This window comes from Amycolatopsis sp. AA4 (assembly GCF_002796545.1).
GTDB lineage: Bacteria > Actinomycetota > Actinomycetes > Mycobacteriales > Pseudonocardiaceae > Amycolatopsis.
In genome coordinates this window covers 7,363,092-7,389,732 of sequence record NZ_CP024894.1, presented here as the reverse complement: position 1 = coordinate 7,389,732, position 26,641 = coordinate 7,363,092, and the positions used below count along the sequence as shown (strand labels likewise).

The window sequence follows — 26,641 nt, the reverse complement described above, 5'->3', positions numbered from 1 at the left end:
TCGTGGCACAGCGATACGATGAAGCCTCGCGTCGCAGGGGGAGGAATCATGACCGAACCGTGGCAGTGGAGCGAGCAGACCTGGCGCGGCCATGTCGATCGCGTACGCGCCGGGCGGCCGTTGCGGCCGGAGTCCTGGCCGGGCGGGGCGCGGGTGGCCGTGGCGTTGTCGTTCGATTCCGACCACGAGACGATCTCGCTGCGCGACGGCCACGTGTTGCCGGGCAAGCTCTCGCAAGGCGAGTACGGCGCACGGGTCGGCGTGCCGCGAGTGTTGAAGCTGCTTGAGCGGTTCGGGGCGCCGTCGACGTTCTTCATGCCCGCGGTGTCGGCGTTGCTGCACGACGGCGAGGCACAGTCCTATGTGGACGCTGGGCACGAGGTCGCGCTGCACGGCTGGATCCACGAGAGCAACGCGCAACTGCCTCCCTCGGCGGAACGCGACCTCGCCTTCCGGGCGGCGGACACGCTGGAACGGCTCACCGGCACGCGTCCGGTCGGCATCCGCACCCCGTCGTGGGACTTCTCCGAAAGCTCGCTGGCGATCATCCGAGAACTCGGCTTGGCCTACGACTCCTCGTTGATGGCGGACAACGACTGCTACGAAATCCTCGCCGACGGCGAACCGACCGGCATGGTCGAGCTTCCGGTGGAATGGATCCGCGACGACGCGCCGTATTTCACGATGAACCGCCACGGCTCGCAGCGCCCGTACACCCCGCCGCGGGAAGTGCTGCCGATCTGGCGCGACGAGTTCGACCTCGCCCTGGCCGAGGGCGGCCTCTTCCAGCTCACCATGCATCCGCACCTCATCGGACATCGTTCTCGTATCACGATTCTCGCCGAGTTGCTGGAGCACATCGCCTCGCACGACGGGGTTTGGTTCGCTACGCACGCGCAGGTCGTCGATTATGTGTCATCGCCGATGGACGACAGCCACGCCGATGCCGACGACCGCGGCCAAAGCTCCAGCTAGAACGAACGTCGTCCCCATTCCGACGGCGTCGATCACCGGCTGCGCGATCAGCGGCGACGAGAACTGTCCGAGGAACAACGCGGACGTCAGCAGCCCCAGCGACCGGGTTCGGGCGCCTGGCGACGCGGTCGAAACCAGCCAGCCGTTGAGGGTCGGGTTCTGCAGCCCGATGCCCAGTCCGACCACGACCATGCCCACTGCGGCGGTCCACAGCGCACCGGCGGTGCCGAGCACGATCAGTCCCACGGTGAACGCGGCGAACATCGCGATGGCCAGCGCCGGGAAGGACCAGCGGGCGCGCAGCCGGCGGAAGTTCAGTCCCACCAGGGTCATCACCAGGTTGACCGCCGCGATCAAGGCTCCCGCGACGGCCGGTCCCGCGCCGCCGACCTCGGCCAGCCAGAACGGGGCCTGCGTCGGAACGGTGTAGAAGACGACGACACCGATGAAGACCAGCGCGTACAGCCCGAGCAGCCGCGGTTGCCACGGCGACGCGGCGGTGGTGTCCGTCGGGTCGGCCGGCTGGACGGGTGCGTCCGGCACGAAGCGCAGGACGAGCGCCAGCATCGGAATCGCCAGCAGGTAGATCGCGAACGGTCCCCGCCAGTCCACCGCCGCCAGCACCCCGCCGAGCAGCAGCGCGACGACGCCGCCGAAACCCATTGCCGCGCCTTGCAAACCGAGCACTCGGCCGTGTTCCTCGGGGGCGTGGTGGTCGGCGATCAACGCGGTCGACGTGGTCATGATCCCGGCGATGCCGATCCCGAGCACGGCCCGTCCGACGAGCAGCGCGGGGAGTGAATCCAGCAGCAGGCCGGATCCGCCGCCGACGGTGTAGAGGGCGAGGCAGGCGAGCAGCACCGGCACGCGTCCGGTCCGTCCGCTCAGTTTGGCGAGCAACGGCGCGGACACCATGATCGCCAGCCCGGGCAGGGTGAGCACCAGCCGGACGAGAAGCTCCGCGTGCGGTTCGGCGGCGAAATGCCGTTCCATGCCCGGCAAGGCGGGCGTGATCGTGGCGCTGGCCATGATGGTCATGGTGCTGACGCCGAGCAGCGTCGCCAGCAGGGATCGCGGTGGGCGCCGTACTGCGGCGTCAGTCGTTTCGGTCACGACGCCGAAAGTAAGACCTCAAGTTAACTCGAAGTCAAGGCCGAGACGGCGTGCTGGAACTGATCGGCGGTGGGCGCGGAATCCGGTGCGGCGAGCCAGATCAGGGACGCGCCGTTGAGCACCGCGTGGTACAGCTGTGCCAGACCGTCCACTTCGGACGGCGAGAGCTGCGGGTGAACGGCGCCGAGGATCTTGGCGAGGGCATCGGTGCTTTGCCGCATCGCCGGGGCCATCGTCGTTTGCGGATCGCCGGTGCGGACAAGGCGCGTGAGGTGTTCCAGCGACGTCAGCAGGTGGGGCTGCACTGAGGCGAACGCCTCGGGCAGTCGTCCGCAGAACTCGGCGAAGGTCCGGCCCGGGTCGGCTCCGGCCGGGGTCTCGCGGAGGGTGTTCTCGATCCAGGCGCCCAGTGCGTCGCCGATGGCTTCGGTGGCGGCTTGCGCGAGCAGCGCGTCTTTCGTCCCGAAGTGGTAGCCGATCGCGGCCAGGCTGACGCCGGCTTCGGACGCGATGTCGCGCGCGGTTGTGCTCAGGCCTCGTTCGCGCAAGCAGACGCGAGCGGCTTCCAGAAGATCCTCACGGTTACCCACGGCAGCCACCTTACCCCGGTGTCTCAGACGAGGTCTTGCACAGCGTATCGCACAACGTCTTGCACAATGTACTAATCCGGCGCTACCGTCGGACCAGTGAAAACACCAAGGATCGTGATCAGCGGAGGCGGGATCGCTGGCAACGCACTCGGGGTCGCGCTGGGCCGTCGGGGGATCAGCGCCACCGTGCTCGAACGCGCGGACGGGCCGCGGATCGGCGGCCACACGGTGGACCTGCGCGGGCACAGCCAGGAGGTGCTTCGCGAATGGGGGTTGCTCGACGACGTGCTCGCGGTGCGGGTGGCAGAGGAGCGGATGGTCGCGGTCGGCCGGGACGGACGCGAGCTGTGGCGGATGCCCGCGCAGGTCGGCGGGATCGTTGCCGACGTCGAGATCGGTCGCGAGGATTTGAACGCGGTACTGGAGAAGGCGTCCGCGGCGGACGTCCACTATGGAGAACACCTGGTGCACGCCGAGGTCGGCGCCGCTGGTGTGCGGGTCGAGACCAACTGCGGCGGACGGATCGACGCGGATCTCTTGGTGATCGCCGAGGGCACCCGGTCGTCCACTAGGGCGCGGTTGTTTCCCGCGGCCGAGGCGCAGTACCTGGGCGGCTATCTTGCCTTCGTCGCGGTGCCGTACCCGCGCGAATTCGGCTCGGACATGCGGATGTTCGCCGTCGGCGGCGGGGTGATGGTGGCCATCCGGCCAGGCCGCGTCGGTGGCCAAGCGTTGCTCGCGGTACGAACACCGCGTCGCGAAGACCTTGTCCGAGACGGTGCGGCGCAGCGGAAGTTCCTCGCGGACAGCATCGAACAGGCCGGGATCGCGGACGATTGGCACCTGCCGTCCGTGCTCGACGCGATCGCGCACGACCCCGGTTTTTACTGCGACGAGCTGGTGAAGGTCACCGCTCCGGCGTGGTCCGCTGGGAGAGCCGTGCTGCTCGGCGATACGGCGTGGGCAGGCTCGCCGATGACCGGGCTCGGCACCGCGATGGCGATCATGGGCGCAGAGGCGTTGGCGGAGGCGATCGAGGCAGGCGACCTCGGCGGTTACGAAACCCGGATGCGCCGGTTCGTCCGCTGGGGACAGCGCGACGCGAGCCAGGCGACGCTCAAGCAGTGGGCTCCGAGCACGGCGAGACAGGCGCGGCGGAACGCGATGGTGATGGGGATGTTCACGCGTACGCCGTTGCGCCGCTTGCTCACTCGGGCGGGCAACCTGCCGCCGTGGTATGCCTAGCCCCACCTCGGAGACTACGGGCAAGCTGATCGAAACCGGACAACCCGCTGGCTAATCTGGATCACGTGGCTACCGTCTCTGCGACCGCGAAACCGCGCACAATGCTGGATGCCTTGGCGCATCGGACATTCCTGATTTCCTCCTGGCCGTGGCGAGCGCTGCTCTACGGCCTCAGCACCGGCCCGATGACGCTGCTGTTCGGTCTGCCGTTCGGGTTCTGCCTGTTGCCGCTCGCGGTGCTGGTCAGCCGAGTCGTGCACGGGCAGACTTCGGAACTGGGGCTGGTCGCGGTGTTCTCGGTGTTCGGGATGCTGGTGTTCCTGAGCGCGGGTCCGGCGTGGGCGGCGGTGGTGGCCGGGGTCGAACGGCAGCGGTTGCGCATGGTCGACCTCAACCCGGTGACTGTCCCCTTTGGACCAATCCGTGAGGTGGGCTGGTGGCCCCGGATGCGGGCGCGGTACACGGAACCGGCGTCGTGGCGCGAACTCGGATACGCGGTTCTGCTGTGCACTGCGATTCCGGCGCTGTACTCGGTGGCTGGCATGGTCGCGTTCTTCGCCGTGATTCTGGTGGCAAGTCCGCTGCTCGTCGGTCCGAATGAGACGATTTCCGTTGGCTTCACTGAGGTTTCCACTCCCGGAGGGGCGGTGCCGTACGCGCTGGCCGGGGTGGTGCTGCTCGTTGTTTCGGGCTACCTGTTGTCCGGATTCGCTGGCCTGCATGCGATGCTGGCCCGTGCGCTGCTCACCGACGGAGCCGCCGAGAAGCTTCGCGGCGAGCTCACCGAGGTGTCGCAATCTCGCACCCGGCTGCTGTCGGCGTTCGACGCGGAACGCAAGCGCATCGAACGCGATCTGCACGACGGTGCGCAGCAGCGGCTGGTCGGGCTGAGCCTGCAGTTGGGGCTCGCGAAGGTGGATCTGCCGCCGGATTCGGAGGCGGCGAGAGCGGTGTCGGACGCGCATGATCAGGCCAAGAAGCTGATGATCGAGCTGCGTGAGCTGATCAACGGAATCCATCCGCGGGCGCTGGCCGAACTCGGTTTGCCCGCCGCGCTGGAGGAACTCGCCGATGCTTGCGCGGTGCCGGTCACGGTGGACGTGGCGGTGCCGGAGCGGTTGCCGGAGTCCGTGGAATCCACTGCCTACTTCGTGGTCGCCGAGTCGCTGACGAACGTCGCGAAGCATTCCGCGGCCAGCTGTGCCTCGGTGACCGCCGGAATTGTCGGTCGGATGCTTACCCTTGAGGTGTGGGATAACGGAGCCGGCGGTGCTGATCCTTCGCGCGGCACGGGGATCACCGGGTTGAGCGACCGGGTTGCCGTGCTGGGCGGGCGGATGTGGGTGCGCAGTCCGGTCGGCGGGCCGACGGTCGTGCGAGTGGAGCTGCCGTGCTGAGGGGAGAGCCGATGCGAGTCGTCCTCGCCGAAGACGAGGTGCTGCTGCGCGAGGGATTGTGCGGGTTGCTGGAACGGTTCGGCTTCGAGGTTGTCGCCGCGGTCGGTGATGCCGAGGGTCTGCACGCGGCCGTGCGCGAGCACGATCCAGACCTGGTGCTCACCGACATCCGGATGCCGCCCGGCCATTCGGACGAGGGCCTGCGCGCCGCGGTCGAACTGCGGCGCACGCGGCCGGAGCTGGCGGTGGTGGTGTTGAGTCAATACGTCGAACACCACCACGCGGCCGACCTGCTCGACTCCGCCGAGGGCCGCGGGGTCGGTTACCTGCTCAAGGACCGGGTAGTCGACGTCGAGGACTTCATCGGGACGCTGCGCCAGGTCGTCGACGGCGGCACAGCGGTGGATCCGCAGGTGGTGCGCCAACTGCTGCGCCGCCGGGCCGACCCGCTCGCCCGCTTGTCGGCGCGGGAACGGGAAGTGTTGTCGCTGATCGCCGAGGGGCACTCCAACGCGTCGATTGCCCGGCGCTTGGTGGTGTCGGACGCCGCGGTGGGCAAACACGTCGGCAGCATCCTCTCGAAACTCGACTTGCCGCCGACGGACGACGCGAACCGCCGGGTGTTGGCGGTGCTGGCGTTTCTTCGGGGTAGCGGCTGAGGCGGTGCGAGCGCAGGGCACGCTCGCACCGCCGTGGCTCAGGCCGCGTTCACCACCGCGGTCAGGCTGGCCGCGAGTACCGAACGATCGCGTCCAGCTGTCCACTGTGTACCGCCGTCGGTCCGGTATTCCAGCAGCGTCAACGCTTCGCTGTCATTCCCGGACCCGATGCTCGTCTGGTGCAGGGCCACGATGTCCACCTTCCGCCCGTGTTCGCTGAGCGCCGCGGTGAGGGCTTCGACCGGTCCGGTTCCGGTGTGGGTGCTCGGATGCTCGATTCCGTCGACGCACAGCGTGATGCTGGTGTGCTCGTCGGCCGAATTTTCGAAGCGGGACAACGTGATTGCCGGATTCGGCTGGAGGTAGGCGGCCTCGAAGAGCTGCCACAGTTCGGTCGCGGTCACCTCGTGGCCCGAACCGTCAGTGTGCTCTTGGACGCGGCGCGCGAAATCGATCTGCAGTCGGCGCGGCAGCGTGATGCCGTACTCGCTTTCCAGCAGATACGCGATTCCGCCCTTGCCGGACTGCGAGTTGACCCGGATGACGGCGGCGTAGTCGCGGCCGAGGTCGGCGGGGTCGATCGGCAGGTACGGGACGCGCCAGTCCAGGTCGCGGGCTGGCACGCCGGTTTCCGCGGCGCGGGCGTGGTGTTCGGCGAAGCCCTTCTTGATCGCGTCCTGGTGGGTGCCGCTGAACGCGGTGTGCACGAGGTCGCCGACGTACGGATGCCGGGCGTGGACCTCGATCCGGTTGCAGTACTCGACGGTGCGGCGGATCTCGTCGATGTCCGAGAAGTCGATCATCGGGTCGACGCCCTGTGCGTGCAGATTCAGCGCGAGCGTCGCCAGGTCGACGTTCCCGGTGCGTTCGCCGTTGCCGAAAATGCAGCCCTCGACGCGTTCGGCCCCGGCCAGCACGGCGAGTTCGGCGCAGGCGACACCGGTGCCGCGGTCGTTGTGCGGGTGCACGGACAGGATCACCGAATCGCGGCGCGCGACGTTGCGGTGCATGTACTCGATCTGGTCGGCGTACACATTGGGCGTCGCGATCTCGACCGTCGCGGGCAGGTTCAGGATCACCGGACGGTCCGGGCTCGCCTGCCACGTCTCGGTGACCGCGTCGCAGATCTCCAGCACGTAGTCGGGTTCGGTGAGGTTGAAGACCTCGGGCGAGAACTCGAAGCGGACGTTCGGCAGGTCGCCGGTCGCGCGCAGAACGTCGCGGGCGCCAGTGAGGATCAGTTCTTTCAGTGACGCCCGATCGTGGCCGAGAACCACCGTGCGCCAGGTCGGCGCGGTGGCGGTGTACAGGTGGATCACGACGTCGTTGCGGATGCCGCGAACGGACTCCACGGTGCGCTCGATCAGGTCCCGCCGCGCCGGTGTGAACACGACGATGGTGACGTCTTCCGGGGCCAGGTCGGTTTCCGCGAGCAGCCGGACGAAGTCGTAGTCGGTCTGCGACGCCGACGGGTAGCCGACCTCGATTTCCTTGTACCCCATGCCGATCAGCAGCTCGAAGAACCGGCGTTTGCGCGCCGGGTCCATCGGTTCGGCCAGCGCCTGGTTGCCGTCGCGCAGGTCGACCGGCACCCAGAGCGGGGCCTGGGTGATCCGGTTGCCGGGCCAGGCCCGGTCGGTGTTGGGGACGTCGACGCGCTGGTAGACGTCGCGGTAGCGGTGCGACGGCATGCGGGAGGCTCGCTGCCGGTTCCAAACGGTGTTCATGTGCGGTCCTTCAGGTGGTCGGAATCGACCGGCGCGCGTGCTCGCCCCACGGCGGGGGGCCGGTCCGGTCAGGCCCCGCCGTGGCGGCGAAGGAGAAGGAAGCGCGTGAACATCGAGAGGGAGCGTAGCACAACTCCTCAGACAAGTAGCGGGGTTAGCGCAAGGGTCCGCGCCCGGCGGCGCGAGCGCTTAGGATTGGCCCGTGGAGCTGGAATTCGTGCGGACCTTCGTCGCGGTCGTGGACGGAGGGCAGTTCCAGGAAGCGGCCGCGGAGCTGGGGATCACGCAGCAGGCTGTGTCCAAACGCGTCGGTGCGCTGGAACGCGAGCTAGGCGTGCAGTTGTTCACCCGAACCGCGCGCGGGGCTCGGTTGAGCAGCGACGGCGAGGCGTTTCTGCCGCACGCGCGGGTGCTCCTCGACGCGGAGAAACGCGCGCTCGCCGCGGTGCGTCCGGAGAAGCGCCCGCTGCGGGTGGACGTGCTGAACCGGCGGACCAGGTCGGCGCAGCTGGCGCTGAGCTTCCACCGGGCGTTCCCCGAGGTGGAGCTGGAGGTCGTGACCACCGGCGCGGAGCTGAGTTTCGACGCCGCCGTCGCCGCGGTCGCGTCCGGTTCGGTCGACGCGGCGTTCCGCGGAGTGCGGAAACGCGACCTGCCCGGCGGCGTGACCAGCGGAGTGGTGGACTACGACGCGCACGAGCTGCTGGTCGGCCCGCGGCATCCGTTCGCGGACCTGCCGTCGGTGCCGATCGCGAAACTGGCCGGCCACCGGATCTGGATGCCGGGGCTGTCGGCGAACATGGAATGGGGCGCGTACTACGCGGAGCTGGCCGAGGCGTTCGACCTGGACATCGACGTGTCCGGCCCGGTCTTCGGCAACGAGACGATGCTCGACGAACTGGCGACCTCGCCGGACCTGTCGACCTTCGTCGGCGCCGGCTCGCGGTACTTCTGGCCGGACGAGTACGACCTCCGCCGGGTGCTGGTGGTCGACCCGACGCCGGTGTACCCGATGTCGCTGCTGTGGCGACGCGAACCCGCGCATCCGGACGTGCGGAAACTGCGCGATTACCTGGTGACCGGGCTGGAGCCGGGCGACGGGGTCTGGCTGCCCAGCTGGGAGCAGGCCTAGTCAGAGCGGGTGTTCGTACCAGACGTTCGGCTCGACGTAGACGCCCAGATCCTGTTCCGTCGACGCCAGCACTGGCGCGATTCCGCCGGGCACGACGGTGTGGCCGTCGTTGAGCCGGACACCGGTCCACTGCTGCCATTGCGCGAGCGTGCCGGTGACGGTCATCGCGAACGGCGCGACCTTCCGGAACTCCGCGCCCAGCCGCTCGTGACTGCGCAGCCACGGATCGGTGCCCCGGGCCAGGTAGTCCACAATGGACTCCAGGGGTGGCTTGCCGGTCGGCCGCACCGGCACGACCAGCCGGTTGAGCCCAGCCCGGCGTGCCCGGTTCTTCAGCTCCGCCAGCGCTTGCGCGGCAACACCTTGTCCGCGCGCGGATTCCGTGACGTACACCTCCAGCGCGACAAGCGTGGTGGGTTCCCGTCCGTCGAGATGGTCTTCGGCCGCCCAGACGAGAGCGCCGTCCCAGCCGTGGTCAGGCAGTTCGGGCCGTTCCGGGGCCGGGAAGGCGACCGGAATCGCCGCCGCCCGCGCTACCGGAACGCCGTCGTCGAGCAGGACCACGAAGAACTCGGGCCAGTGCGCGGCGATCCGCTGCGAGCTGGCCAGCCCGGCAGTGAGCCCTCGGCCGAGGAACTCCCCGCCGACGAATCCCAGCTGGAGCGCGGGAACTCGCAGCTCCGGCCGGGTGACCAGGTCTTCGATGCGCAGCACGGACGTTCACCGCACCGGAAGCGCGGACCTCCGGCGGCCGAGCGCCGCGGGGTCGAGATTCGCCCGCGTCCCGGCCCGGTGCCCCTCCCGGTACCCCGAGCCGGACAACCGGCGCGGCGCCGCCGAGCGCAGGTCGCCGTACTCGCGGTCGAAAGCCTGCTGCACCAACGCGGTCCGGTCCCGCACCACCAGCTCCGCCGACTTCCCGCCGGCGACATCGGAATACGTCCGCGCGGCGTTCTCCTCGGCCGCGCTCAATCGTTCGTGCACCGCGCGCGCGAACCCGTGCAGCCACGTCCGCCGGTACGCGGCGAGCGATTCGCGGAAGACCCGTTCCTCCGGCCGCACCCGCGTGAGCTGCGTGCTCGCCTGCAGCAGCAGACTGGTGAACAGCAGCTCGACCCGCGCGAGGTCGGTGCGGAAACCGAACACGGTGACCTCTTCGACCCCTTGGCCGACTCGGTGCAGCAAGGTCCGGCAGCGCAACGGGTACGCGATGCTGGTGAGCAGGCTGGCTTTGTCGCGGCTGTACGGATTGAAGATCGGCAGCTTCAGCACGGTGATGTCGTCGCCGCTTTGCCCGGACGCGGCCAGCATCGCGTTGTCGATCCCGTGCCGCGCGATCAGTTGCGCCGCTTTGGTGTTGTACAGCTCGGCTTCGGCGGGCGTGACGGCCGGGTCCTCGGCCTTGGCCAGCAGCTTCCGCACGCGCTCCAGCAACGTGTCGTGGTCGGGCATGACCCCCCTCTCCAGCAGGCGCGGCCCGTGCGGACCGGCATGGGGTGCACGGTAGGCGTGGGGTACGACAATATTCGATCAGATGTTCGGGAGTGACACTGGGCGCCCGGTTCGTCGCAGCCGCCGGAGCGGGGACGGCTGCGGGGCTGGTCGTGGCCGGGAACACGTGGTGCGCAACGAATTCGGTTATCGCCCGCGCCGGACCGGGCAGGCGCACCCCGGTCGCCGAGGGTGCCGTGGTGGAGCGCTGCTCCGGGAAACGGAATAGTCCGGCTGCGACCGCCAGCAGAGCCGCGGCACGCACCGAAACTACCGCGCTGACCAGCGGTTCCCCCTTCCGTGCCGCGACCTCGGCAGGCCGGGTGCCGCCAGCGTTTGCCCGCCGCTGCGGCGAAAGGAGGATTCCGCGGAGGGGAGCGAGCGGTTACCTTCGGTTTCGAATGGTCATCCATTCCCGATGTTCGGCGGAGAGCCAGGGGTGGGGAGGATTCCGGGCTCTCCGCTGAGCTTCACCCCAGATACGCGTCGAGCGTCACCGCCAGCGCCGATTCCGGCGAAGGCGCGAAGCTGGCTCCGGCGAGGCCACCCCACAGCCACAGCTGCGCGAGACCGTGCAACGCGGCCCACAGTGACGCTGCGACCAGCCGAGGGTCCGTACCCGGACGCAGTCGGTCGTCGTCCGCTTCGGCGCGGTCGAGACGCACTAGCTCGGCGAAGGTGTCGAAGACGGCACTGCTGGCTGCGACCAACCCTGGTTCCTCCGGGTCGATGAGATCGCGACGGAACATCAGCTCGAACATGGCGGGGTTCGCCACCGCGAAGTCGACGTACGCGTGACAGGCGGCCGTGACGCGCTCGCGCGGGGTGCCGTCGGGCAACTGTGCGCCGCGATGGAGCAGCTGTGTGAAGCCAAGCGTCGCTACGGCCGACAGCAGCTCCGCGCGTCCCGAGAAGTGGCGAAGCGGCGCACCGTGCGATACGCCTGCTGCCTTCGCGATCCCGCGCAGCGTCACGGCCTCGACGCCGGAGCCGACAAGCAGATCCGCCGCGGTGCGGATCAACCGCTGTCGCGCGCTCATACCTGAGCTTCGGAGAAGGCCACCGGCAGCAGCTCCGGACGCTTCGGCAGGAAGCCGTCGCCCGGGGACCGGCCGGTGAGGCGGTTGCGCAGCCGCGTGATGCCCACCGGCAGCACTTCCTGCCACAGCCAGCGCAGGTCAGCGAGCGCGCTGCCAGGGGCCGGAGCGCCGGGAAGCGGCTGCAGCCAGCTGCCGTCGTGCGCGACGCCGAGCCGGTCGAGCACGTGGCCGGCGACGCGCAGGTGCCCGGCCTGCGACAGGTGCAGCCGGTCGGGCCCGAAGTAACGCGAGTCGTGGGCGGCCTGGTCCGGCCAGAGGTCGACGAGCTTCGCGCCGTAACTGACCGAAGCCTCGCGGATAGCGTCGTTGAGCGCGGTGACCCGCGGCCGCATCCGCCCGCCCATCGGCATGCGATGCGCGATGTCGCTCAAGGTGAACGTGACGACAGTCGGGGCGATCTGGGTGCACTGCCGGATCGCGGTGTCCACGCGACGCGCGACCGTGCGAGCGTCCCAGCCGCGGCTCATCACGTCGTTGCCGCCGCCGAACAACGCGATCAAGTCCGGCTCGTGCCGTTCGGCGGCGGGCAACTGCTCCGCGGCGATCTGGTCGAGCCGCCGCCCGCGAACGGCCAGATTGGCGTACCGGAAAGAGGTTTCGTCGCGCGCGAGCCGCCCGGCGACGTAGTCCGCCCAGCCGCGGTACCGGCTGTGATCCGGGTAGGGATCGTCCAGCCCTTCAGCGCAGCTGTCGCCGACGGCGACGAACGTGTGGAAACCCATTCCGCTCTCCGTAACCCCTGGTTCATCTTGTAGACACTGTCTATCAAAGTATGTAGACGGTGTCTACCCGAGGGGTCGCGGGTGCTCTTGCCGACCGCTCACGTCCGGCTGTTCTGCTTGGCGGGCAAGGTGTTCCGGGTGCGGGTGACGAAACCCACGGCCCGGCCGACGGTATTGCGCAGCGCCAGCCCGTGCGGAGTTCGCGGCACGAGCAGCCTGCCGACGAGGTTGACCCGTCGATGCCTCGGGTCCACCTGCCGCCGGTGTTTCGCCTCGTAGGCCTGGAAGGCTCGCGCATGGTCACCGGGATGCTCGGCGAGCGCTTCGGCCAGGGTGTGGGCGCCGGTCATCGCCATGCTTGACCCGTCGCCGAGCAGGGCTACCGCGGAGGCTGCGTCGCCGAGCAAGGCCACGCGGCCGTGCGACCACTTGTCCATCCGCACGTTGGCGAGCGGATCGAAGAAGGGGGCGGGGTGGTTCTGGTACGCCTCGACCAGTTCCGGGCCTCGCCAGCCGATTCCCGCGTACGCCTCGGTCACCATTCGCTTGTGGAGCGCGGTGTCGTGACGGTCGTAGCCGGGCACTGGCCCGCCGCGGAAGGTGAACATCGCGAGTGGCTTTCCCCGGGACGGATGGAGGGCGAGCATTCGGCCGGGCGCGGTCAGCATCACCGCCACCGAGGGGTCGTCGAGTGCGCCGGGCGCTATTGGCACCGTCGCGCTGTACATGCCCATGCCGGTCGTGAACTGCTCCGCCGGTCCGAAAACCAGGCGGCGCACTGGGGAATGGATGCCGTCCGTGCCGATGAGCAGGTCGAAGCGGCGCGGCGGGGACCGGCGGAAAGTGACGTCCACCCCGGATCGGTCCTGCTGGAGGTCGGTGATCGTGTCGTCGAAGAGGAACTCCGCGTCGTCGCGCGCTGCCCGGTGGAGCACCGCGGACAGGTCGGAGCGGGTTACCTCGACCGCCTGCGGGGAAGCCGTGGGGACCCGGAGAAGCTGCCGCCCGTCCGGATCGAGGAGCGAGAGGGCGCTCGAGCTGGTGGCGACTTCGCGCAACTGCGTGAGGACGCCCATGCTCCTGGCGACCGTCAGCGCCGGTTCCTTGACGACGACGGCGCTGCCGCCGGACCTCAGCTCTTTGGCCTGCTCGACGACCGTCGGCCGATAGCCGTGCCGGGCCAGCCAGTAGGCGAGAGCGGGGCCGGCGATGCCGGCACCGTGGATCAGGACGCGCGAAAGCGCCATGGCTGCCACCTTTCGAAGAGGGAAGCGACGAGCACCGCAAGCGGGCGTCGAGCCCGGCTGCACCCTCAGGTACGTATCTCGTCGTACCTGCAGTGAAGCATGGCCGTGAGGTACGATGCAAGACGTACTTGAAAGAGGTGAGGCGATGACCGAGTCCGGTCCGGCCGAGGACGACGCCGGGTGCGCCGATCTGGGCACGGTGTTCCGCGCGCTCGCCGACGAGCACCGCCGCACCGTGATCGCGGAGCTGGCGGCGGACGGCAGCGACCGCGAGCGCACCTGCAACTCGTTCGATCTCCCGGTGTCCAAGCAGACGCAGACGCACCACTTCCGGGTTTTGCGCGAGGCGGGGCTGATCCACGAGATCAATTACGGCAACCGGAAGGGAATCCGGTTGCGCCGGGCGGAAATCAACCGCCGGCTCCCCGGCCTGCTCGACCTGCTGACCGCGGAGCGCCGCGCCTGAGCGAGCCTGGTGAGGGGCGGTCGGTTTCGGCTGGAAAGGACTGCGGGACTCGGTGCGCGGCAGGGCTCGCCGCATGATCGGCGAGGTCGTGAAAGAGCAGTCGCGCAGCGATCTGCGAGGTGCTGCTCTGGAAGCTCGAAGGGGCGAGTACGAAATCCGCCGCACTCTGACCCGGACCGGAACCAGCCTTCTCGGGATGGTCAAGCACCTGTCGCTCTGGGAATCCCGGTGCCTCGGCGAGGTTTCCGACCGCGGCACGGCCGGTGGGCCACCGAGCGCGCGGCCGCCGCCAAGCCGGATCCCGACCTCCAGCCATAGCGGTGATCAAGTTTTGTCGGTGCCTTGCGCCACTATGGCGGAGTGACGGCATGGAGAGATCGACTCAGCACACTCGCTCAAGACCGGCTTCCCGCTGAGGCGGCGGCGAAATGGATCGAGCTGTTCCAACCCGGGATCCGGCTCGCCGCCAAGGGCACCGGGCCGCGCGTGGGGCAGCTCGGCGGAAACCCGGCGCTGCCGGACGCGGCGGAATGGCCGGTCTGGGAGGACCGAGGGCCGCTTGCCTTCGTCGCGGCGGTGGATTGCGCGTCGCTGCCGCGCGAGTTCGTGACCATCCCGCTGCCGGACGCGGGCACGCTGTTGTTCTTCTGCTTCGACGAACGCTGCGCGCCCGAGGACTACGAACACCACCTGCCCGACGATGCCGACGGCTACCGAGTGCTCTTCGTGCCCGCGGGCGCCCCGGTCGCCGAACGAACGCCTCCGTCCGGCCTCGACCCATATCCGCGCCGGGACGTTTTCGCGGAGATCGTGGCCACCGCTCCGGAGCGAGAGCACCTCCTGCTGGACCGCACCGCGGTCGCGAGCGGAATGTCCCTGGCCGAAGCGGTCAAGGACGTCCTCGGTCCTTGGCGGGCCGGCACCGATGTGTTCGGCGAGATGACTTGGGAAGTCAGCCAGGGCACGCCACGCCATCAGGTCGGCGGCCTCGCCGCGCCAGTCCAGGGCGCGGTGGAGAAGCAGATCGCGGCGGCGGTGCTGGAGGGTGGATGGGACGATCCGCGGCTCAAGGAGGAAGCGGCCCGCTGGGTGCTGCTCGCCCAGTTCGACAGCGACGAGGAAACCGACCTGATGTGGGGCGACGTCGGGATGCTGTACTGGCTCATCCGGCTCGACGATCTGCAAGCGGGCCGGTTCGACGCGGCCCGCTGCCTGATGCAGTGCGGCTGACGACAAGCCCGAAATGGATGCAACCATGAAGATCTTGGTGGTCGGCGGCAGCGGCCTGCTCGGCCAGCACGTGCTCGACGAGCTGCGGAAACGCGGTCACGAGACCACGGCGGTCGCGCGTACCGCACGTGTGGGAGTCGACCGGACGCTCGACGTCTCGAGTGCTTCGCACGCCGAGCTGCGCGAAGCACTCGACGGACACGACGGTGTCGTCTTCGCGGGCGGCATGGACGACCGTGCGGTCGGGCGGGGGCCGGTGGAGCCTCGGTTGCGCGCGGGCAACGTCGCGCCTGTCGCCGCGCTGTTGCGCGCGGCGCGCGAAGCCGGTTGTACGCGCGCGGCGGTGCTCGGGTCGTACTACACGTACTTCGACCGCGTACGACCTGAATGGGGGTTGGCCGCGAAGCATCCGTACGTGCGGAGTCGGCTGGAGCAGGCCCGCGTCGCGCGTGAGACGGCGGGGTCGGGGTTGCCGGTGGCGGTGATCGAGGTGCCGTTTGTCTTTGGTGTCGCAGAGGATCGGGTGCCGCAGTGGTCGGTGCCGATCGTGAAGTGGGTCCGTTCGAACTCGCCGCTCTTCGCGCCTCAGGGCGGGACTGCGGCGACGAGTGCGCGCGGGGTTGGTGTCGCGACGGTGGATGCGCTGGAGCAAGCATCGGGCGCTGATATTCCGGTGGCGGAGGAAAATCTGCAGTGGACGGACATGTTCGCTCGGCTGGCCACTGCAGCGGGACATCCGCGCCGGGTGCGGGCGATGCCGTCCTGGCCGGTGCGCGGGGCGTTCAAGCTCGGCGGGTTCCTCAACGGCCTGAGCGGCAAGCAGCCGGGGCTGACGGTGCAGCACATGGACGGACTGCTGTTGCGGGAGTTGTATCTGGAGCTGAATTATCCCGCTCCGGTCGATGCCGCGCTCCTGGAGACGGCCCGCGCTTAACCCAGCCGGGCGCGGTGAGTCCGCACCGCTGCCAGCCGTGGATCCGACGGTGACAGCACCGCGGACAGCGCGTCCAGAATCGCCAGATCGTCCGCGCCGCAGGAGGTTTCCCAGAACGCCCACAACGTATCCGCGTCCCGGCTGTTCAACGCCAGCTGCCGGACCTGCGCGCTGATCGACTCGCGTTCCTCCAGGATCGCGGGCGATTCCGACTCCGCGAGCAGCGGACCCTGGAACGACCGGACCGCCGCCGCGGCGTCTCCGGCGCGCAGGGCGGCTTTGGTGCGCAGGAAATCCGCGTCCACGGTGGCCGCGAGGCGGTACGGGCGCGTCTGCAACACCCCGGTGCCGAGCTGGGTGCGCAACCGGTGGATTTCGGCGCGCACGGTCACCGGGTTGCCCGCCTCGCCGTACAGTTGCAAGGCCAGCTTCTCCGCCGACAAACCGCGCGGATGCAGGGCGAGCAGGGTCAGCAATTCGGCGTGCCGCAAGGTAAAGGGAATGTCTCGACCGTCCACAGTGGTCGATCCGGGGCCATCGGTGAGGTATTCGAGCGTCAATCGGCGGCGGGGCGCGGAACCGGACGTGGCGATCCGCAGCAGGTAGCCCTCGTCGAGCGGGTCGACGGTGGCGACCCGGCCGTCCGGCAGCGTCACGGTGCCGCCGCCTTTCCGTACCTCCACAGTGGACGGAAGGGTGCACGCTTCGGCGGCCAGCACCCGTCCGCCCGCCGAGAGGAGCGCGCCGGGACGGCCGCGCAACGACGCCAGGTGCGGCATGTTCGCCCGCCGCACCTTCTCGTCGCGGACCGCCAGCTGAGCCCGCAGCCGTCCCTCGGCGAGCTGTGCCGTCGCGGTGACCAGCGACAACATCGCCGGATGCACTGTCCGCAGCGGACCGCTGACGTCGATCGAGCCGAGCAGCGCGCCGGTGTCCGGATCGCGTACGGGAGCCGCCGCGCAGGTCCACGTGTGATAGCGGCGGACGAGGTGTTCGGCGGAGTAGATCTGCACCGGCTTCCCCGTGGCGAGCGTGGTGCCCATCGCGTTCGTGCCGATCGCCTCTTCGCTCCACCGGGTGCCCTCGGTGAGCGCGACCTGGTCCGCGCGCAGCAGCACGCCGGTCGCGCCTTCGCGCCAGAGGATGAGCCCGTTCGCGTCGGTCACGATCATCATGTGCTCGGCGTCGTCGGCGATGCTCACCAGCATCTCGCGCAACAGCGGAAGCACCGGGGCCAGCGGATGCTCCGCGCGCAGGTCGGTGAGCTCGTCCGCCTCGCAGATCAGCGGGGCCTCGCCGGCGTCCGGGTCGACGTGCGCGGCCAGCGAGCGCTCCCACGACGCCGACACCACCGAGCGCGGCGAACGCGGCGCGGTGGCCCCGGACAGCACCGCCTCGCGGACGTGCCGGAGCAGCTGCGCGTACGACTCCGGGTCGCGCAGCAGGTCGGGTTCGGGCGGCTCTGCCACGTGGACGAGAGTAGAGACCCTGGTCACAAGGCTGCAACGTCGGCGCAACGTTGCCCGGCCTACGGTCGCCGCCGACCGTCACCGACCAGCAACGAGGCAGGGCAAGATGGCCGTATACGCCGCACCGAACACCGACGGCTCCGTCGTCGACTACGAGACCCGCTACGACCACTACATCGGCGGCGAATACGTCGCGCCGGCCGGCGGGCAGTACTTCGAGAACCCGACGCCGGTGACCGGGAAGACCTTCACCGAGATCGCCCGCGGGACGGCGGCCGACATCGACCGGGCGCTCGACGCGGCCGAGGGCGCCGCGCCCGCGTGGGGCCGCACCTCGCCCGAGGAGCGCGCGAACATCCTGCTCAAGATCGCCGACCGGATGGAGCAGAACCTCGAGAAGATCGCGGTCGCCGAGTCCTGGGAGAACGGCAAGCCGGTCCGCGAGACCCTCGCCGCGGACATCCCGCTCGCGATCGACCACTTCCGCTACTTCGCCGGTGCCCTGCGCGCCCAGGAGGGCGGCATCTCGCAGATCGACGACAACACGGTCGCCTACCACTTCCACGAGCCGCTCGGCGTCGTCGGCCAGATCATCCCGTGGAACTTTCCGCTGCTGATGGCGGTCTGGAAGCTCGCCCCGGCGCTGGCCGCGGGCAACGCGATCGTGCTCAAGCCCGCCGAACAGACCCCGGCGTCGATCCACCTGCTGCTGTCGATCATCGGCGACCTGATCCCGCCGGGCGTGCTCAACATCGTCAACGGCTTCGGCGTCGAAGCGGGCAAACCGCTCGCGTCGAGCAACCGCGTGCGCAAGGTCGCGTTCACCGGCGAGACCACGACCGGGCGGCTGATCCTGCAGTACGCCAGCGAAAACATCATCCCGGTGACCGTCGAGCTGGGCGGCAAGAGCCCGAACATCTTCTTCGACGACGTCGCCGCGGCCAACGACGCGTTCTACGACAAGGCGCAGGAGGGCTTCGCGCTCTTCGCGCTGAACCAGGGCGAAGTCTGCACCTGCCCGTCGCGCGCGCTGATCCAGTCCGGCATCTACGACCGGTTCCTCGGCGACGCGGTCGAGCGCGTCAAGAAGATCAAGCAGGGCAACCCGCTCGACACCGAGACGATGATCGGCGCGCAGGCCTCGAACGACCAGCTCGAGAAAATCCTGTCCTACATCGACATCGGCAAGCAGGAGGGCGCGAAGGTCCTCACCGGCGGCGAGCAGTCCGACCTCGGCGGCGACCTCTCCGGCGGCTACTACGTGCAGCCGACCGTCTTCGAGGGCGACAACAAGATGCGCATCTTCCAGGAGGAGATCTTCGGCCCGGTGGTGTCGGTGGCGAAGTTCGACGACTACGACGACGCGCTGAAGATCGCCAACGACACCCTGTACGGCCTCGGCGCCGGCGTCTGGTCTCGCGACGGCAACACCGCCTACCGCGCGGGCCGCGACATCCAGGCCGGTCGCGTGTGGGTGAACAACTACCACGCCTACCCGGCGCACGCGGCTTTCGGCGGCTACAAGGCGTCCGGCATCGGCCGCGAGAACCACAAGATGATGCTGGACCACTACCAGCAGACGAAGAACATGCTGGTCTCCTACTCCGACCAGGCGCTGGGCTTCTTCTGATGGGCGAACGGGTCGCCCTGACGCCGGCCGCCGCGGACCTCCTGCGGCGGCTGGTGCCAGTCCACGGACCGGTGATGTTCCACCAGTCCGGCGGATGCTGCGACGGCAGCGCTCCGATGTGCTACCCGGTCGGCGAGTTCCGGGTCGGGTCCCGCGACGTGCATCTGGGCGACCTGACGGTAGACGGCATCGACGCGGTGCCGGTGTGGATGTCCGGGCCGCAGTTCGAGTACTGGAAGCACACTCATCTGACTATTGATGTGGTGCCGGGGCGGGGGAGTGGGTTCTCGCTGGAGGCGCCGGAAGGGGTGCGGTTCCTGATCCGGTCCCGGTTGTTCAGCGACGAGGAATCGGCCGAGCTGAACGGCTGATCGCGGTGCCCGGTGCGCGTGTCCCGCGCACCGGGCGCCTGCTCTCCGGCTTCCCGGACCCGGCCAAATTGTCAGGGTCGCTTGCTAGGTTCATCCCATGCTGTCGCTGAAAGACGTCTACGTGGGCGAACCGGCCGTGCTCGGCCACCAGCGGGACCAGCCGGTCCTGAGCGCCATCCGGAAGACCCGCGTCGACACTCCGGAACTGGCGCTGTCCGACCTCAACCTGGCCGGTGACCGCCAAGCCGACCTTTCGGTGCACGGCGGTCCCGACAAAGCCGTTTACGTCTACCCGGTCGAGCACTATCTGACGTGGACCGCGGAGGGCTACTCCGTGGCGCACGGCGACTTCGGCGAGAACCTCTCCGTACAAGGCGCGCTCGAGACCGACGCGCGGATCGGCGACGTCTGGGCCTGGGGCGACGCGCTCGTGCAGATCGCCCAGCCGCGCCATCCGTGCTTCAAGCTCGCCATGCGGACCGGCCGCAAGGACGTCGTTCCCGCGATGATCAGCACCCAGCGGTGCGGCTGGTATCTGCGCGTGCTGCGCCCCAGCACGGTCCCGACGGCCGGGCCGCTCGACCTCGTGGATCGGGCCGAGGGGCCGACCGTCGCGGAGACCTTCCTCGTCGCCTCGGCGAATTACGCGCAGCTGCCCGAACCGGGGCCGGTGCTGGAACTGGCCGAGCGGGTGCTGTCGACGGAAACGTTGCCGGAGGGCTACCGCACGGGCATCCAGTCCAAAGTGGAGCGAGCTAAGGCGTCACTTCCAGTCGACCTGCGGTGAGCGGTAGAAGCCGATTCCCTGCGCTTCCCAGCGAGGCGCCTGCTTGGCGATCCGGTCCCGGTAACCATGCCAGGTCCGGGCCGTCTGCGGCGACCAGCCGATTTCCGCGACGCCGGGCAGGCGCGGGAAGGCCATGTACTCGATGTCCTCGCTGGTCCGGATGGTTTCCGTCCACAGTGGAGCCTCGACCCCGGCCACGGACTTCTCCCCGACGCCGGGCACGAGCGTCGCCGGGTCCCATTCGTAAGCGTCGCGGACCTCGACCAGGCCGGCCCAGTCCTGGCCGAGTTTCGTCGCTTCCGTGTACTTCATGTCGAGATACGCGTGGTTGGCGGGCGACATGACGAACTTGTTCCCGCGCGCCGCCGCGGCGGCCACGTCCTTGTTCGGGCCGCCCTGGTCCCAGTACTGCGGCACGGCCGACGTCGGCAGCGGCGTCTTCGCGATTTCGTGCCAACCGGTGATCAGCTTGCCGTACTTGGCGACCATCGGACTCACCTTCTCGTAGAAGGCCCGGTAGTCCTCGGCGGACGTCGAATGGGCTTCGTCGCCGCCGATGGCGAGGTACTTGCCGGGCGTGATCGCGGCGAGTTCGCGGATCACGTCTTCCACGAATCGGTACGTCGTCGGCGACTTGATGCACAACGAGCTGTAGCCGACCTCGATGTCGGTGCGCGGCGGGACTGCCTTGCCGTCGCAGTTGAGTTCCGCGTACACCGACTGTGCCGCGTTCGTGTGTCCGGGCATGTCGATCTCCGGCACAACCGTGATGTGGCGGCTCGCGGCGTACGCGACGATGTCGCGGTACTGCTCCTGCGTGTAGTAACCGCCCGGGTCGCCGTACGCGGCGGTCTTGCCGCCCTCGGTCGCCAGCCGCGGCCAGCTCTTGATTTCGATGCGCCAGCCCTGGTCGTCGCTCAGGTGCAGGTGCAGCGTGTTGATCTTGTACTGGACGATCTGGTCGATGTACTTCTTCACCTGCGCGGGCGTGAAGAAATGCCGCGCGACGTCGAGCATCGCGCCGCGGTGGGCGAAGCGCGGGTAGTCGAGGACGCTGCCGCCCGCGATCGTCCACGTGCGGTGCTGCACGCTCTTCGCCTCGATCGCCGACGGCAGCAGTTGCCGCAGCGACTGGACGCCGGTGAACAGCCCGGCGGAGGTGTTGGCGCGCAGCTGGACGCCGTTCTTGGTGACGTCGAGCTGGTATCCCTCGTCGCCGACGCGCGGGTCGGCGTGGCCGAGGTCGAGCGAGATCGCGGACAGTCCCGGGCTCGCCGGGACGACCGGCAGCGGGAATCCGGTCGCGGGGCGCAGCAGGCCGCGCAGATACGAGGCGACGTCGCCGGTGCCGTGCCCGGCCCGGATGACCGTCAGCGGCGTGAGCCGGAAGGTGGCGTCCGCCTTCGCCACGGCGTGCACCGGCGCCGGTACGAGGTCGGTGACCTGCCGTTCACTGGGCGCGGGACTCGCCGCGGCCGGCCCGGGCACTCCCACCGCGGCGAGCCCGAGCACGGTCACCCCAAGCACGGCCCTGGACAGGGACTTCCTCACGGCATACCTCCGGTCGCGTCGCGGAGAAGGCGGACTCCAAGAGGTATAGACCACTCCGCGGGGCGCTGACAACGCCCGAAAGGGTCGGCTGACGCTTGATGTCCCGTTCGCCGGGATGCCCGCGGCGCCCCAATGCCACATTGGTTGCGTCCCACGCACCGAACGCCACTTTGGGTGCGCTGGACGCACCGAACGCCACATTGGGTGCGCTGCACGCACCGAACGCCACATTGGGTGCGCTGCACGCACCGAACGCCACTTTGGGTGCGTCGCATGCACCCAATGCCACATTGGAGCGACGCTCAGGGCCGCAAGATCGCCCGCAACGCGTCGAGCACCGACGGGTCCTCGATCGTCGACGGGACCGCCTCGTCGCGGCCGTCCGCGATCCCGCGCATCGTCTTGCGCAGGATCTTCCCCGAGCGCGTCTTCGGCAGCGCGCTGACCACGGAGACGTCCCGGAACGCCGCCACCGGCCCGATGTCCCGGCGAACCAGCGCAACCAACTCGTCCCGCAGCTGGTCCTCCGGCAGGTCCACCCCGGACTTCAGCACCACGAAACCGCGCGGCACCTGTCCCTTCAGCTGGTCCGCCACCCCGATGACCGCGCACTCCGCGACCGCTGGATGCGACGCCAGCACCGCCTCCATCGAACCGGTCGACAGCCGGTGCCCGGCCACGTTGATCACGTCGTCGGTGCGGCCCATGACGAAGAGGTAGCCGTCCTCGTCGAGGTAGCCCGAATCGCCGGTCAGGTAGTAGCCGGGGTAGCGCGACAGGTACGCCTCGCGGTAGCGCTCGTCGTCGCCCCACAGCGTCGGCAGCGAACCCGGCGGCAGCGGGAGTTTCAGCGTGATCGCGCCCTCTCGGCCCGCTGGCAGTTCCTCGCCCGCCTGGTCGAGGATGCGGACGTCCCAGCCGGGCACCGGTTTCGTCGCCGACCCGGGTTTGACCGGCATCGGCTCGAGCCCGCGCGGGTTGGCCGCGATCGGCCAGCCGGTTTCGGTCTGCCACCAGTGGTCGACGACCGGCGTGCCGAGGATGTCGTGCGCCCAGTGGTAGGTCTCCGGGTCGAGCCGTTCGCCCGCCATGAACAGGGTGCGGAACTGGGACAGGTCGTACTTCTTGAGTTCGTCCGCGTCCGGGTCCACCTTCTTCACCGCGCGCAACGCTGTCGGCGCGGTGAACAGCGCCTGCACGCCGTGCTCGGAGATGACCCGCCAGAACGCGCCGGCGTCCGGCGTTCCGACGGGTTTCCCTTCGTACAGCACGGTTGTCGCCCCGACCAGCAGCGGCGCGTAGACGATGTACGAATGCCCGACGACCCAGCCGACGTCGGAAGCCGTCCACCAGACGTCCCCGGCGTGGATGTCGTACAGCGCGCCCATCGACCACGCCAGCGCGACCGCGTGCCCGCCCGCGTCGCGGACCACGCCCTTCGGCCGCCCGGTGGTGCCGGACGTGTAGAGGATGTAGAGCGGGTCGGTCGCCTTGACCGGGACCGGATCGACTGGGTCGGCGTCGGCGACGAGTTCGGTCCAGTCGAGGTCGGAGCCGGACAGCTCCGCGCGCGCCTGCTCGCGCTGGAACACCACGACGTGCTCCGGCTGGTGCTCGGTGGTCTCGAGAGCGGCGTCGATGATCGGCTTGTACTCGACGACCCGCGTCGGCTCGATCCCGCACGACGCGGCGAGGATCAGCTTCGGCTTGGCGTCCTCGATCCGCGCGGCCAGTTCCTTGGGCGCGAACCCGCCGAACACCACGGAGTGCACCGCGCCGATCCGCGCGCAGGCGAGCATCGCGATGACGGCCTGCGGGATCATCGGCAGGTAGAGGATCACGCGATCACCGCGGGTGACCCCGAGCGACGCGAGCGCGCCGGCGAAGGTCGCGACCTCGTCCCGCAGCTCGGCGTAGGTGTAGCGGCGCTTGCGGCCGGTGACCGGCGAATCCCAGATCAGCGCGTCCTGCCCGCCGCGGCCGCCGTCGGCGTGCCGGTCGAGCGCGTTGTAGGACGTGTTCAGCTCGCCGTCGGGATACCAGCGGTAGAACGGCGCGGCGGACGAGTCGAGCGCGCGGGTGGGCCGCTTCGTCCAGTCGATCGCCCGGGCCGCTTCGAGCCAGAAGTGCTCCGGGTCGTCCAGACTGCGCCGATACGTCTCGGTGTACGCGCCCACGAGGTCTCCTTTGACGACAGACGGCCGAATCTGCCCTCATGATGGCCTTTCGCGCGGCGGAACGCAGGTCAGCGAAGTCGGGCAAGATCCATGCAGTGGATCACGTTCCCGCCGTGACCCGGCAACCCCGCGGAGGCCGTGTGCGTCCTAAGCTGGACCGTGGGGATCGGCCGCGCAGCGGCACGTGGACAACACTGACAGTGAGGGGAACCAGCCGGTGAGCGGAATCGCGAGCGCGCTGCTCTCGTTCGCGCACACCTTGTTCGGCCCGGGCTTCTGCCCCGGCGACTGGGTGTGGGCGACGACCACAGCGGGTGCGCTCGTCGCGCTCTTCCCGGCGGCGGGGGCGCTGATCGTGGCGATCGTGCGCAAGGGGACCGGCAACCGGTACGACGCGACGACGCTCACCGTGTTCGGGCTCATCGGCGTGGTCAGCGTGCTGGTGCTGCCGTGGCTGATGGCCTCGGGCATCTCGGAGACCTTCCGCGCGGCCAACGCGGGCGGCGCGAGCGGGCTGTCCGCCTCCGAGGCGTCCACGCTGAGCACGAACTACTGCTCGTTCGTCGGCGTGCAGAAGACCTACCTCGGCGGCGGGTCGAACGTCTTCGAGACGCTCTTCTACCCGCGCGGCCTCAAGCTGTCGTACGCGCTGTACCTGCTGGCCTTCACCGTGCTGCCGGTCGGCTCGCTGCTGTTCGTGATGCTGCAGGCGCGCACCGCTTTCCGGCGCGGGCCGAAGTGGCCGTCGCGGTTCTTCTGGATCCCCTTCGTGGTCATGGCGGTCGCGACCGCGGGCATGTCGGCCAACACCGCCGTGCACTTCTGGCTCGGGTTCCTGCCGTTCAGCGTTCTGGGACTGATCCCGGTCGCGCTGGTCGGCCCGCCGCCGTGGTCGGTGATCAACCGGCCGGAGCCGCGCCGCGACGAACCGCCCGCCGCGCCCCCGCCGTCCCGCCGGGAGCAGCTGCCGCCGCCTCCGCCGCCGCAGAACAAGCCGTACCCGGCCACCGCGCTGGCGTCCGCTCCGGAGCCGCCGCCCGTCGGGATGCTGGCCGCCGCGCCCGGCGCGATCCCGCCGCCGCCCGGTTCGCGCAACGCCGGCGGCAGCCGGTACCGCCGTGTCCGCCAGCTCGGGCACGGCGGGTTCGGCACCGTCTGGGAAGCCGTCGACACGCAGCTCAACCGCACTGTCGCGCTCAAGATCGCGCACGCGCCCGACCGCGACACCGAGGAGCGCATGCAGCGCGAGGCGCGGGCGCTGGCCGTGGTGAACCACCCCAACTGCGTCCGCGTGTACGACCTGGTCGAGGAGCCGGACGGGCTCGCGCTCGTCATGGAGTACCTGCAGGGCCGCCCGCTCGCCGAGGTGGTCGACGCGCAGGGCCCGATCGACGACGTCGCCGCCGGACGGCTGTGGTCGACGATGGCGGGCGCGCTGGTCGCCGCGCACGAGCGGGGCGTGCTGCACCGCGACGTGAAGCCGTCCAACGTCATCCTCGACCCGGCGGGCATCGCGCACCTCATCGACTTCGGCATCGCCCGCAGCCAGGGCGATTCCAAGATGACCGCCACCGGGATGATGATCGGCACGCCCGATTTCGTCGCGCCGGAACAGGCGATGGGCTCCCCGGCGAGCCCGGCGTCGGACGCGTGGCAGCTCGCCGCGACGGTCAGCTACGCGCTGTCCGGCCAGCCGCCGCGCGGCACCCGCGAGACGCCGATGGCCGCGCTGATGGCCGCGGCGCGCGCCGATCCGGTCACGCACCTGCCGCAGCGTTCGGTGCACGCGCGGATCCTGGCGGCCTCGCTGGACCCGGAGCCGCGCCGCCGCCCGACGCTGAACTCGGTGCGCCGCGAGGTCGACGGCTGGCTGAGCCGGCAGGGCAAGGCGCTGGACGGACCGGTCACGCAGATCGTGCCGCGCCGCTCGCCTCGCTGAGTCTCGTGAGTGGCTGAGCCGGTTCTAACCGGCGTAGCCACTCACGACGGCTTCACCGCGGAAAACTCCAGCCGTCGCTTCGGCTCGCACTCCACACGCACCTGCTCGAACCCGGCCGCCCTCAGCCTGCTGGGCAGGGTGTCCGCGTCGAGGACGTTCATCGTGTCCCCGAGGTGCAGCAGCCGGAATCCGAAGCTGAGCTGGCTGTCCACGCCGCGGTAGCTGCCGCCGGGCCGCAGCACCCGGAACGCCTCGGCGAAGATCCGGTCCTGCAGTTCGTCGGTCGGCACGTGGTGCAGCATCGAGAAGCACACGACCCCGGAGAACCGGCCGTCCTCGAAGGGCATTTCCGCGCCGCTGCCCTCGACGATGTCCGCCCGGTCCCCGTATTTCTCCCGCAACAGCCGGGTCGACGCCGGATCGATCTCCAACGCGGTCAGCCGCGGCAGCGCGTCGACCAGCACCCGCGTGGTGGCCCCGAAACCCGGCCCGATTTCCAGCACGTCGTCGCCGAGTTCGAAACGGGCGAGCCAGTCCGGCAGCACTCCGGCCACCGCGGCGGCCCACTTTTCCGAGCTGCAGAGCTTGCGGTGCATCAGGTTCATCGGCATGGCCCCGACGCTAGGGACGAGCCGCGCTGACCGGAAGACGATAGGCTGTCACCTCATGTCGCAGTACGGTCAAACCGG

At 69.6% G+C, this 26,641-nt stretch carries 24 protein-coding genes; 12 read left to right on the top strand and 12 right to left on the bottom strand.

Annotation, left to right across the window (positions count from 1 at the left end; translation table 11 throughout):
* Window positions 1–48 precede the first annotated feature (48 nt).
* Complete coding sequence (locus tag CU254_RS34035; RefSeq protein ID WP_009083510.1) at window positions 49–975, top strand: polysaccharide deacetylase; 927 nt, start codon at window positions 49–51, stop codon at window positions 973–975.
* Here CU254_RS34035 and CU254_RS34030 read toward each other — a convergent pair.
* Together CU254_RS34030 and CU254_RS34025 are read right to left on the bottom strand one after the other, a co-directional pair.
* On the bottom strand, window positions 916–2,088 hold the full coding sequence (locus CU254_RS34030; protein ID WP_009083509.1) for an MFS transporter: 1,173 nt from the start codon (window positions 2,086–2,088) through the stop codon (window positions 916–918). The two genes, CU254_RS34035 and CU254_RS34030, sit on opposite strands and share 60 nt — an antisense overlap.
* A 23-nt stretch (window positions 2,089–2,111) precedes the next feature.
* Window positions 2,112–2,678, bottom strand: coding sequence for a TetR/AcrR family transcriptional regulator (locus CU254_RS34025; protein WP_037715704.1), 567 nt, complete (start codon window positions 2,676–2,678; stop codon window positions 2,112–2,114).
* Window positions 2,679–2,774: 96 nt separating this feature from the next.
* Here CU254_RS34025 and CU254_RS34020 point away from each other — a divergent pair, with 96 nt between their 5' ends.
* The 3 genes from CU254_RS34020 to CU254_RS34010 all read left to right on the top strand — a co-directional run bounded on the left by CU254_RS34020 (window position 2,775) and on the right by CU254_RS34010 (window position 5,979).
* Window positions 2,775–3,923 carry an NAD(P)/FAD-dependent oxidoreductase gene (locus CU254_RS34020; protein WP_009083506.1) on the top strand — a complete coding sequence of 383 codons (1,149 nt, stop codon included), beginning with the start codon at window positions 2,775–2,777 and terminating at the stop codon, window positions 3,921–3,923.
* A gap of 65 nt (window positions 3,924–3,988) precedes the next feature.
* Window positions 3,989–5,320 (top strand): sensor histidine kinase, encoded by a 1,332-nt coding sequence (locus CU254_RS34015; protein ID WP_199841107.1) that lies wholly within the window; start codon window positions 3,989–3,991, stop codon window positions 5,318–5,320.
* Between the two features lie 11 nt (window positions 5,321–5,331).
* The gene (locus tag CU254_RS34010; RefSeq protein WP_009083503.1) at window positions 5,332–5,979 is read left to right on the top strand and encodes a response regulator transcription factor; all 648 of its coding nucleotides are present in this window, start codon (window positions 5,332–5,334) and stop codon (window positions 5,977–5,979) included.
* A gap of 38 nt (window positions 5,980–6,017) precedes the next feature.
* On the opposite strand, the gene CU254_RS34005 is transcribed toward CU254_RS34010, so the two are convergent.
* A complete protein-coding gene (locus CU254_RS34005) occupies window positions 6,018–7,706 on the bottom strand; it encodes a 2-isopropylmalate synthase (protein ID WP_009083502.1) in 1,689 nt (562 codons plus the stop codon).
* A 202-nt stretch (window positions 7,707–7,908) separates the two neighbouring features.
* Here CU254_RS34005 and CU254_RS34000 point away from each other — a divergent pair, with 202 nt between their 5' ends.
* Entirely contained in the window at window positions 7,909–8,838 is a 930-nt protein-coding gene (locus CU254_RS34000; protein WP_009083500.1) for a LysR family transcriptional regulator, read from the top strand.
* Here the strand turns inward: CU254_RS34000 and CU254_RS33995 are convergent, their stop codons facing one another.
* The 5 genes from CU254_RS33995 to CU254_RS33975 form a co-directional block, all read right to left on the bottom strand.
* Window positions 8,839–9,552 carry a GNAT family N-acetyltransferase gene (locus tag CU254_RS33995; RefSeq protein WP_009083498.1) on the bottom strand — a complete coding sequence of 238 codons (714 nt, stop codon included), beginning with the start codon at window positions 9,550–9,552 and terminating at the stop codon, window positions 8,839–8,841.
* A gap of 6 nt (window positions 9,553–9,558) precedes the next feature.
* Window positions 9,559–10,290, bottom strand: a complete 732-nt coding sequence (locus tag CU254_RS33990) for a DUF2786 domain-containing protein (RefSeq protein ID WP_009083497.1) — start codon at window positions 10,288–10,290, stop codon at window positions 9,559–9,561.
* 509 nt (window positions 10,291–10,799) lie between these two features.
* The gene (locus tag CU254_RS33985) at window positions 10,800–11,369 is read right to left on the bottom strand and encodes a TetR/AcrR family transcriptional regulator (protein ID WP_009083495.1); all 570 of its coding nucleotides are present in this window, start codon (window positions 11,367–11,369) and stop codon (window positions 10,800–10,802) included.
* A complete protein-coding gene (locus tag CU254_RS33980; RefSeq protein WP_009083494.1) occupies window positions 11,366–12,151 on the bottom strand; it encodes an SGNH/GDSL hydrolase family protein in 786 nt (261 codons plus the stop codon). Before CU254_RS33980 ends, CU254_RS33985 begins: the two co-directional genes overlap by 4 nt.
* Window positions 12,152–12,249: 98 nt before the next feature.
* Window positions 12,250–13,398: an FAD-dependent monooxygenase gene (locus tag CU254_RS33975; protein WP_009083486.1), complete on the bottom strand. Its 1,149-nt coding sequence runs from the start codon at window positions 13,396–13,398 to the stop codon at window positions 12,250–12,252.
* 145 nt (window positions 13,399–13,543) lie between these two features.
* Between CU254_RS33975 and CU254_RS33970 the strand changes: the two genes are divergently transcribed.
* The 3 genes from CU254_RS33970 (at window position 13,544) to CU254_RS33955 (ending at window position 16,028) form a co-directional block, all read left to right on the top strand.
* Window positions 13,544–13,864, top strand: coding sequence for a helix-turn-helix transcriptional regulator (locus tag CU254_RS33970; protein WP_037715700.1), 321 nt, complete (start codon window positions 13,544–13,546; stop codon window positions 13,862–13,864).
* 360 nt (window positions 13,865–14,224) lie between these two features.
* The gene (locus CU254_RS33960) at window positions 14,225–15,094 is read left to right on the top strand and encodes a YwqG family protein (protein WP_037715696.1); all 870 of its coding nucleotides are present in this window, start codon (window positions 14,225–14,227) and stop codon (window positions 15,092–15,094) included.
* A gap of 25 nt (window positions 15,095–15,119) precedes the next feature.
* Window positions 15,120–16,028, top strand: coding sequence for an NAD(P)-dependent oxidoreductase (locus CU254_RS33955; protein ID WP_037715694.1), 909 nt, complete (start codon window positions 15,120–15,122; stop codon window positions 16,026–16,028).
* Here the strand turns inward: CU254_RS33955 and CU254_RS33950 are convergent.
* Window positions 16,025–17,497: a helix-turn-helix domain-containing protein gene (locus CU254_RS33950; protein WP_037715692.1), complete on the bottom strand. Its 1,473-nt coding sequence runs from the start codon at window positions 17,495–17,497 to the stop codon at window positions 16,025–16,027. The two genes, CU254_RS33955 and CU254_RS33950, sit on opposite strands and share 4 nt — an antisense overlap.
* 106 nt (window positions 17,498–17,603) lie before the next feature.
* On the opposite strand from CU254_RS33950, the gene adh reads away from it, so the two are divergent.
* The 3 genes from adh to CU254_RS33935 all read left to right on the top strand — a co-directional run bounded on the left by adh (window position 17,604) and on the right by CU254_RS33935 (window position 20,285).
* Entirely contained in the window at window positions 17,604–19,127 is a 1,524-nt protein-coding gene (gene adh, locus CU254_RS33945) for an aldehyde dehydrogenase (RefSeq protein WP_009083477.1), read from the top strand.
* Complete coding sequence (locus CU254_RS33940) at window positions 19,127–19,498, top strand: DUF779 domain-containing protein (RefSeq protein WP_009083475.1); 372 nt, start codon at window positions 19,127–19,129, stop codon at window positions 19,496–19,498. The genes adh and CU254_RS33940 overlap by 1 nt, the downstream gene beginning before the upstream one ends.
* 97 nt (window positions 19,499–19,595) lie before the next feature.
* Entirely contained in the window at window positions 19,596–20,285 is a 690-nt protein-coding gene (locus CU254_RS33935; protein ID WP_199786058.1) for an MOSC domain-containing protein, read from the top strand.
* Here CU254_RS33935 and CU254_RS33930 read toward each other — a convergent pair.
* Both CU254_RS33930 and CU254_RS33920 read right to left on the bottom strand, forming a co-directional pair.
* The gene (locus tag CU254_RS33930) at window positions 20,262–21,836 is read right to left on the bottom strand and encodes a beta-N-acetylhexosaminidase (protein ID WP_037715689.1); all 1,575 of its coding nucleotides are present in this window, start codon (window positions 21,834–21,836) and stop codon (window positions 20,262–20,264) included. The genes CU254_RS33935 and CU254_RS33930 overlap by 24 nt on opposite strands.
* A 302-nt stretch (window positions 21,837–22,138) precedes the next feature.
* Window positions 22,139–24,013 (bottom strand): propionyl-CoA synthetase, encoded by a 1,875-nt coding sequence (locus CU254_RS33920; RefSeq protein WP_009083471.1) that lies wholly within the window; start codon window positions 24,011–24,013, stop codon window positions 22,139–22,141.
* Between the two features lie 217 nt (window positions 24,014–24,230).
* Here CU254_RS33920 and CU254_RS33915 point away from each other — a divergent pair, with 217 nt between their 5' ends.
* A complete protein-coding gene (locus tag CU254_RS33915; RefSeq protein ID WP_009083469.1) occupies window positions 24,231–25,952 on the top strand; it encodes a serine/threonine-protein kinase in 1,722 nt (573 codons plus the stop codon).
* A gap of 41 nt (window positions 25,953–25,993) precedes the next feature.
* Here the strand turns inward: CU254_RS33915 and CU254_RS33910 are convergent, their stop codons facing one another.
* Window positions 25,994–26,563 carry a class I SAM-dependent methyltransferase gene (locus CU254_RS33910; protein WP_009083466.1) on the bottom strand — a complete coding sequence of 190 codons (570 nt, stop codon included), beginning with the start codon at window positions 26,561–26,563 and terminating at the stop codon, window positions 25,994–25,996.
* Window positions 26,564–26,641 lie beyond the last annotated feature (78 nt).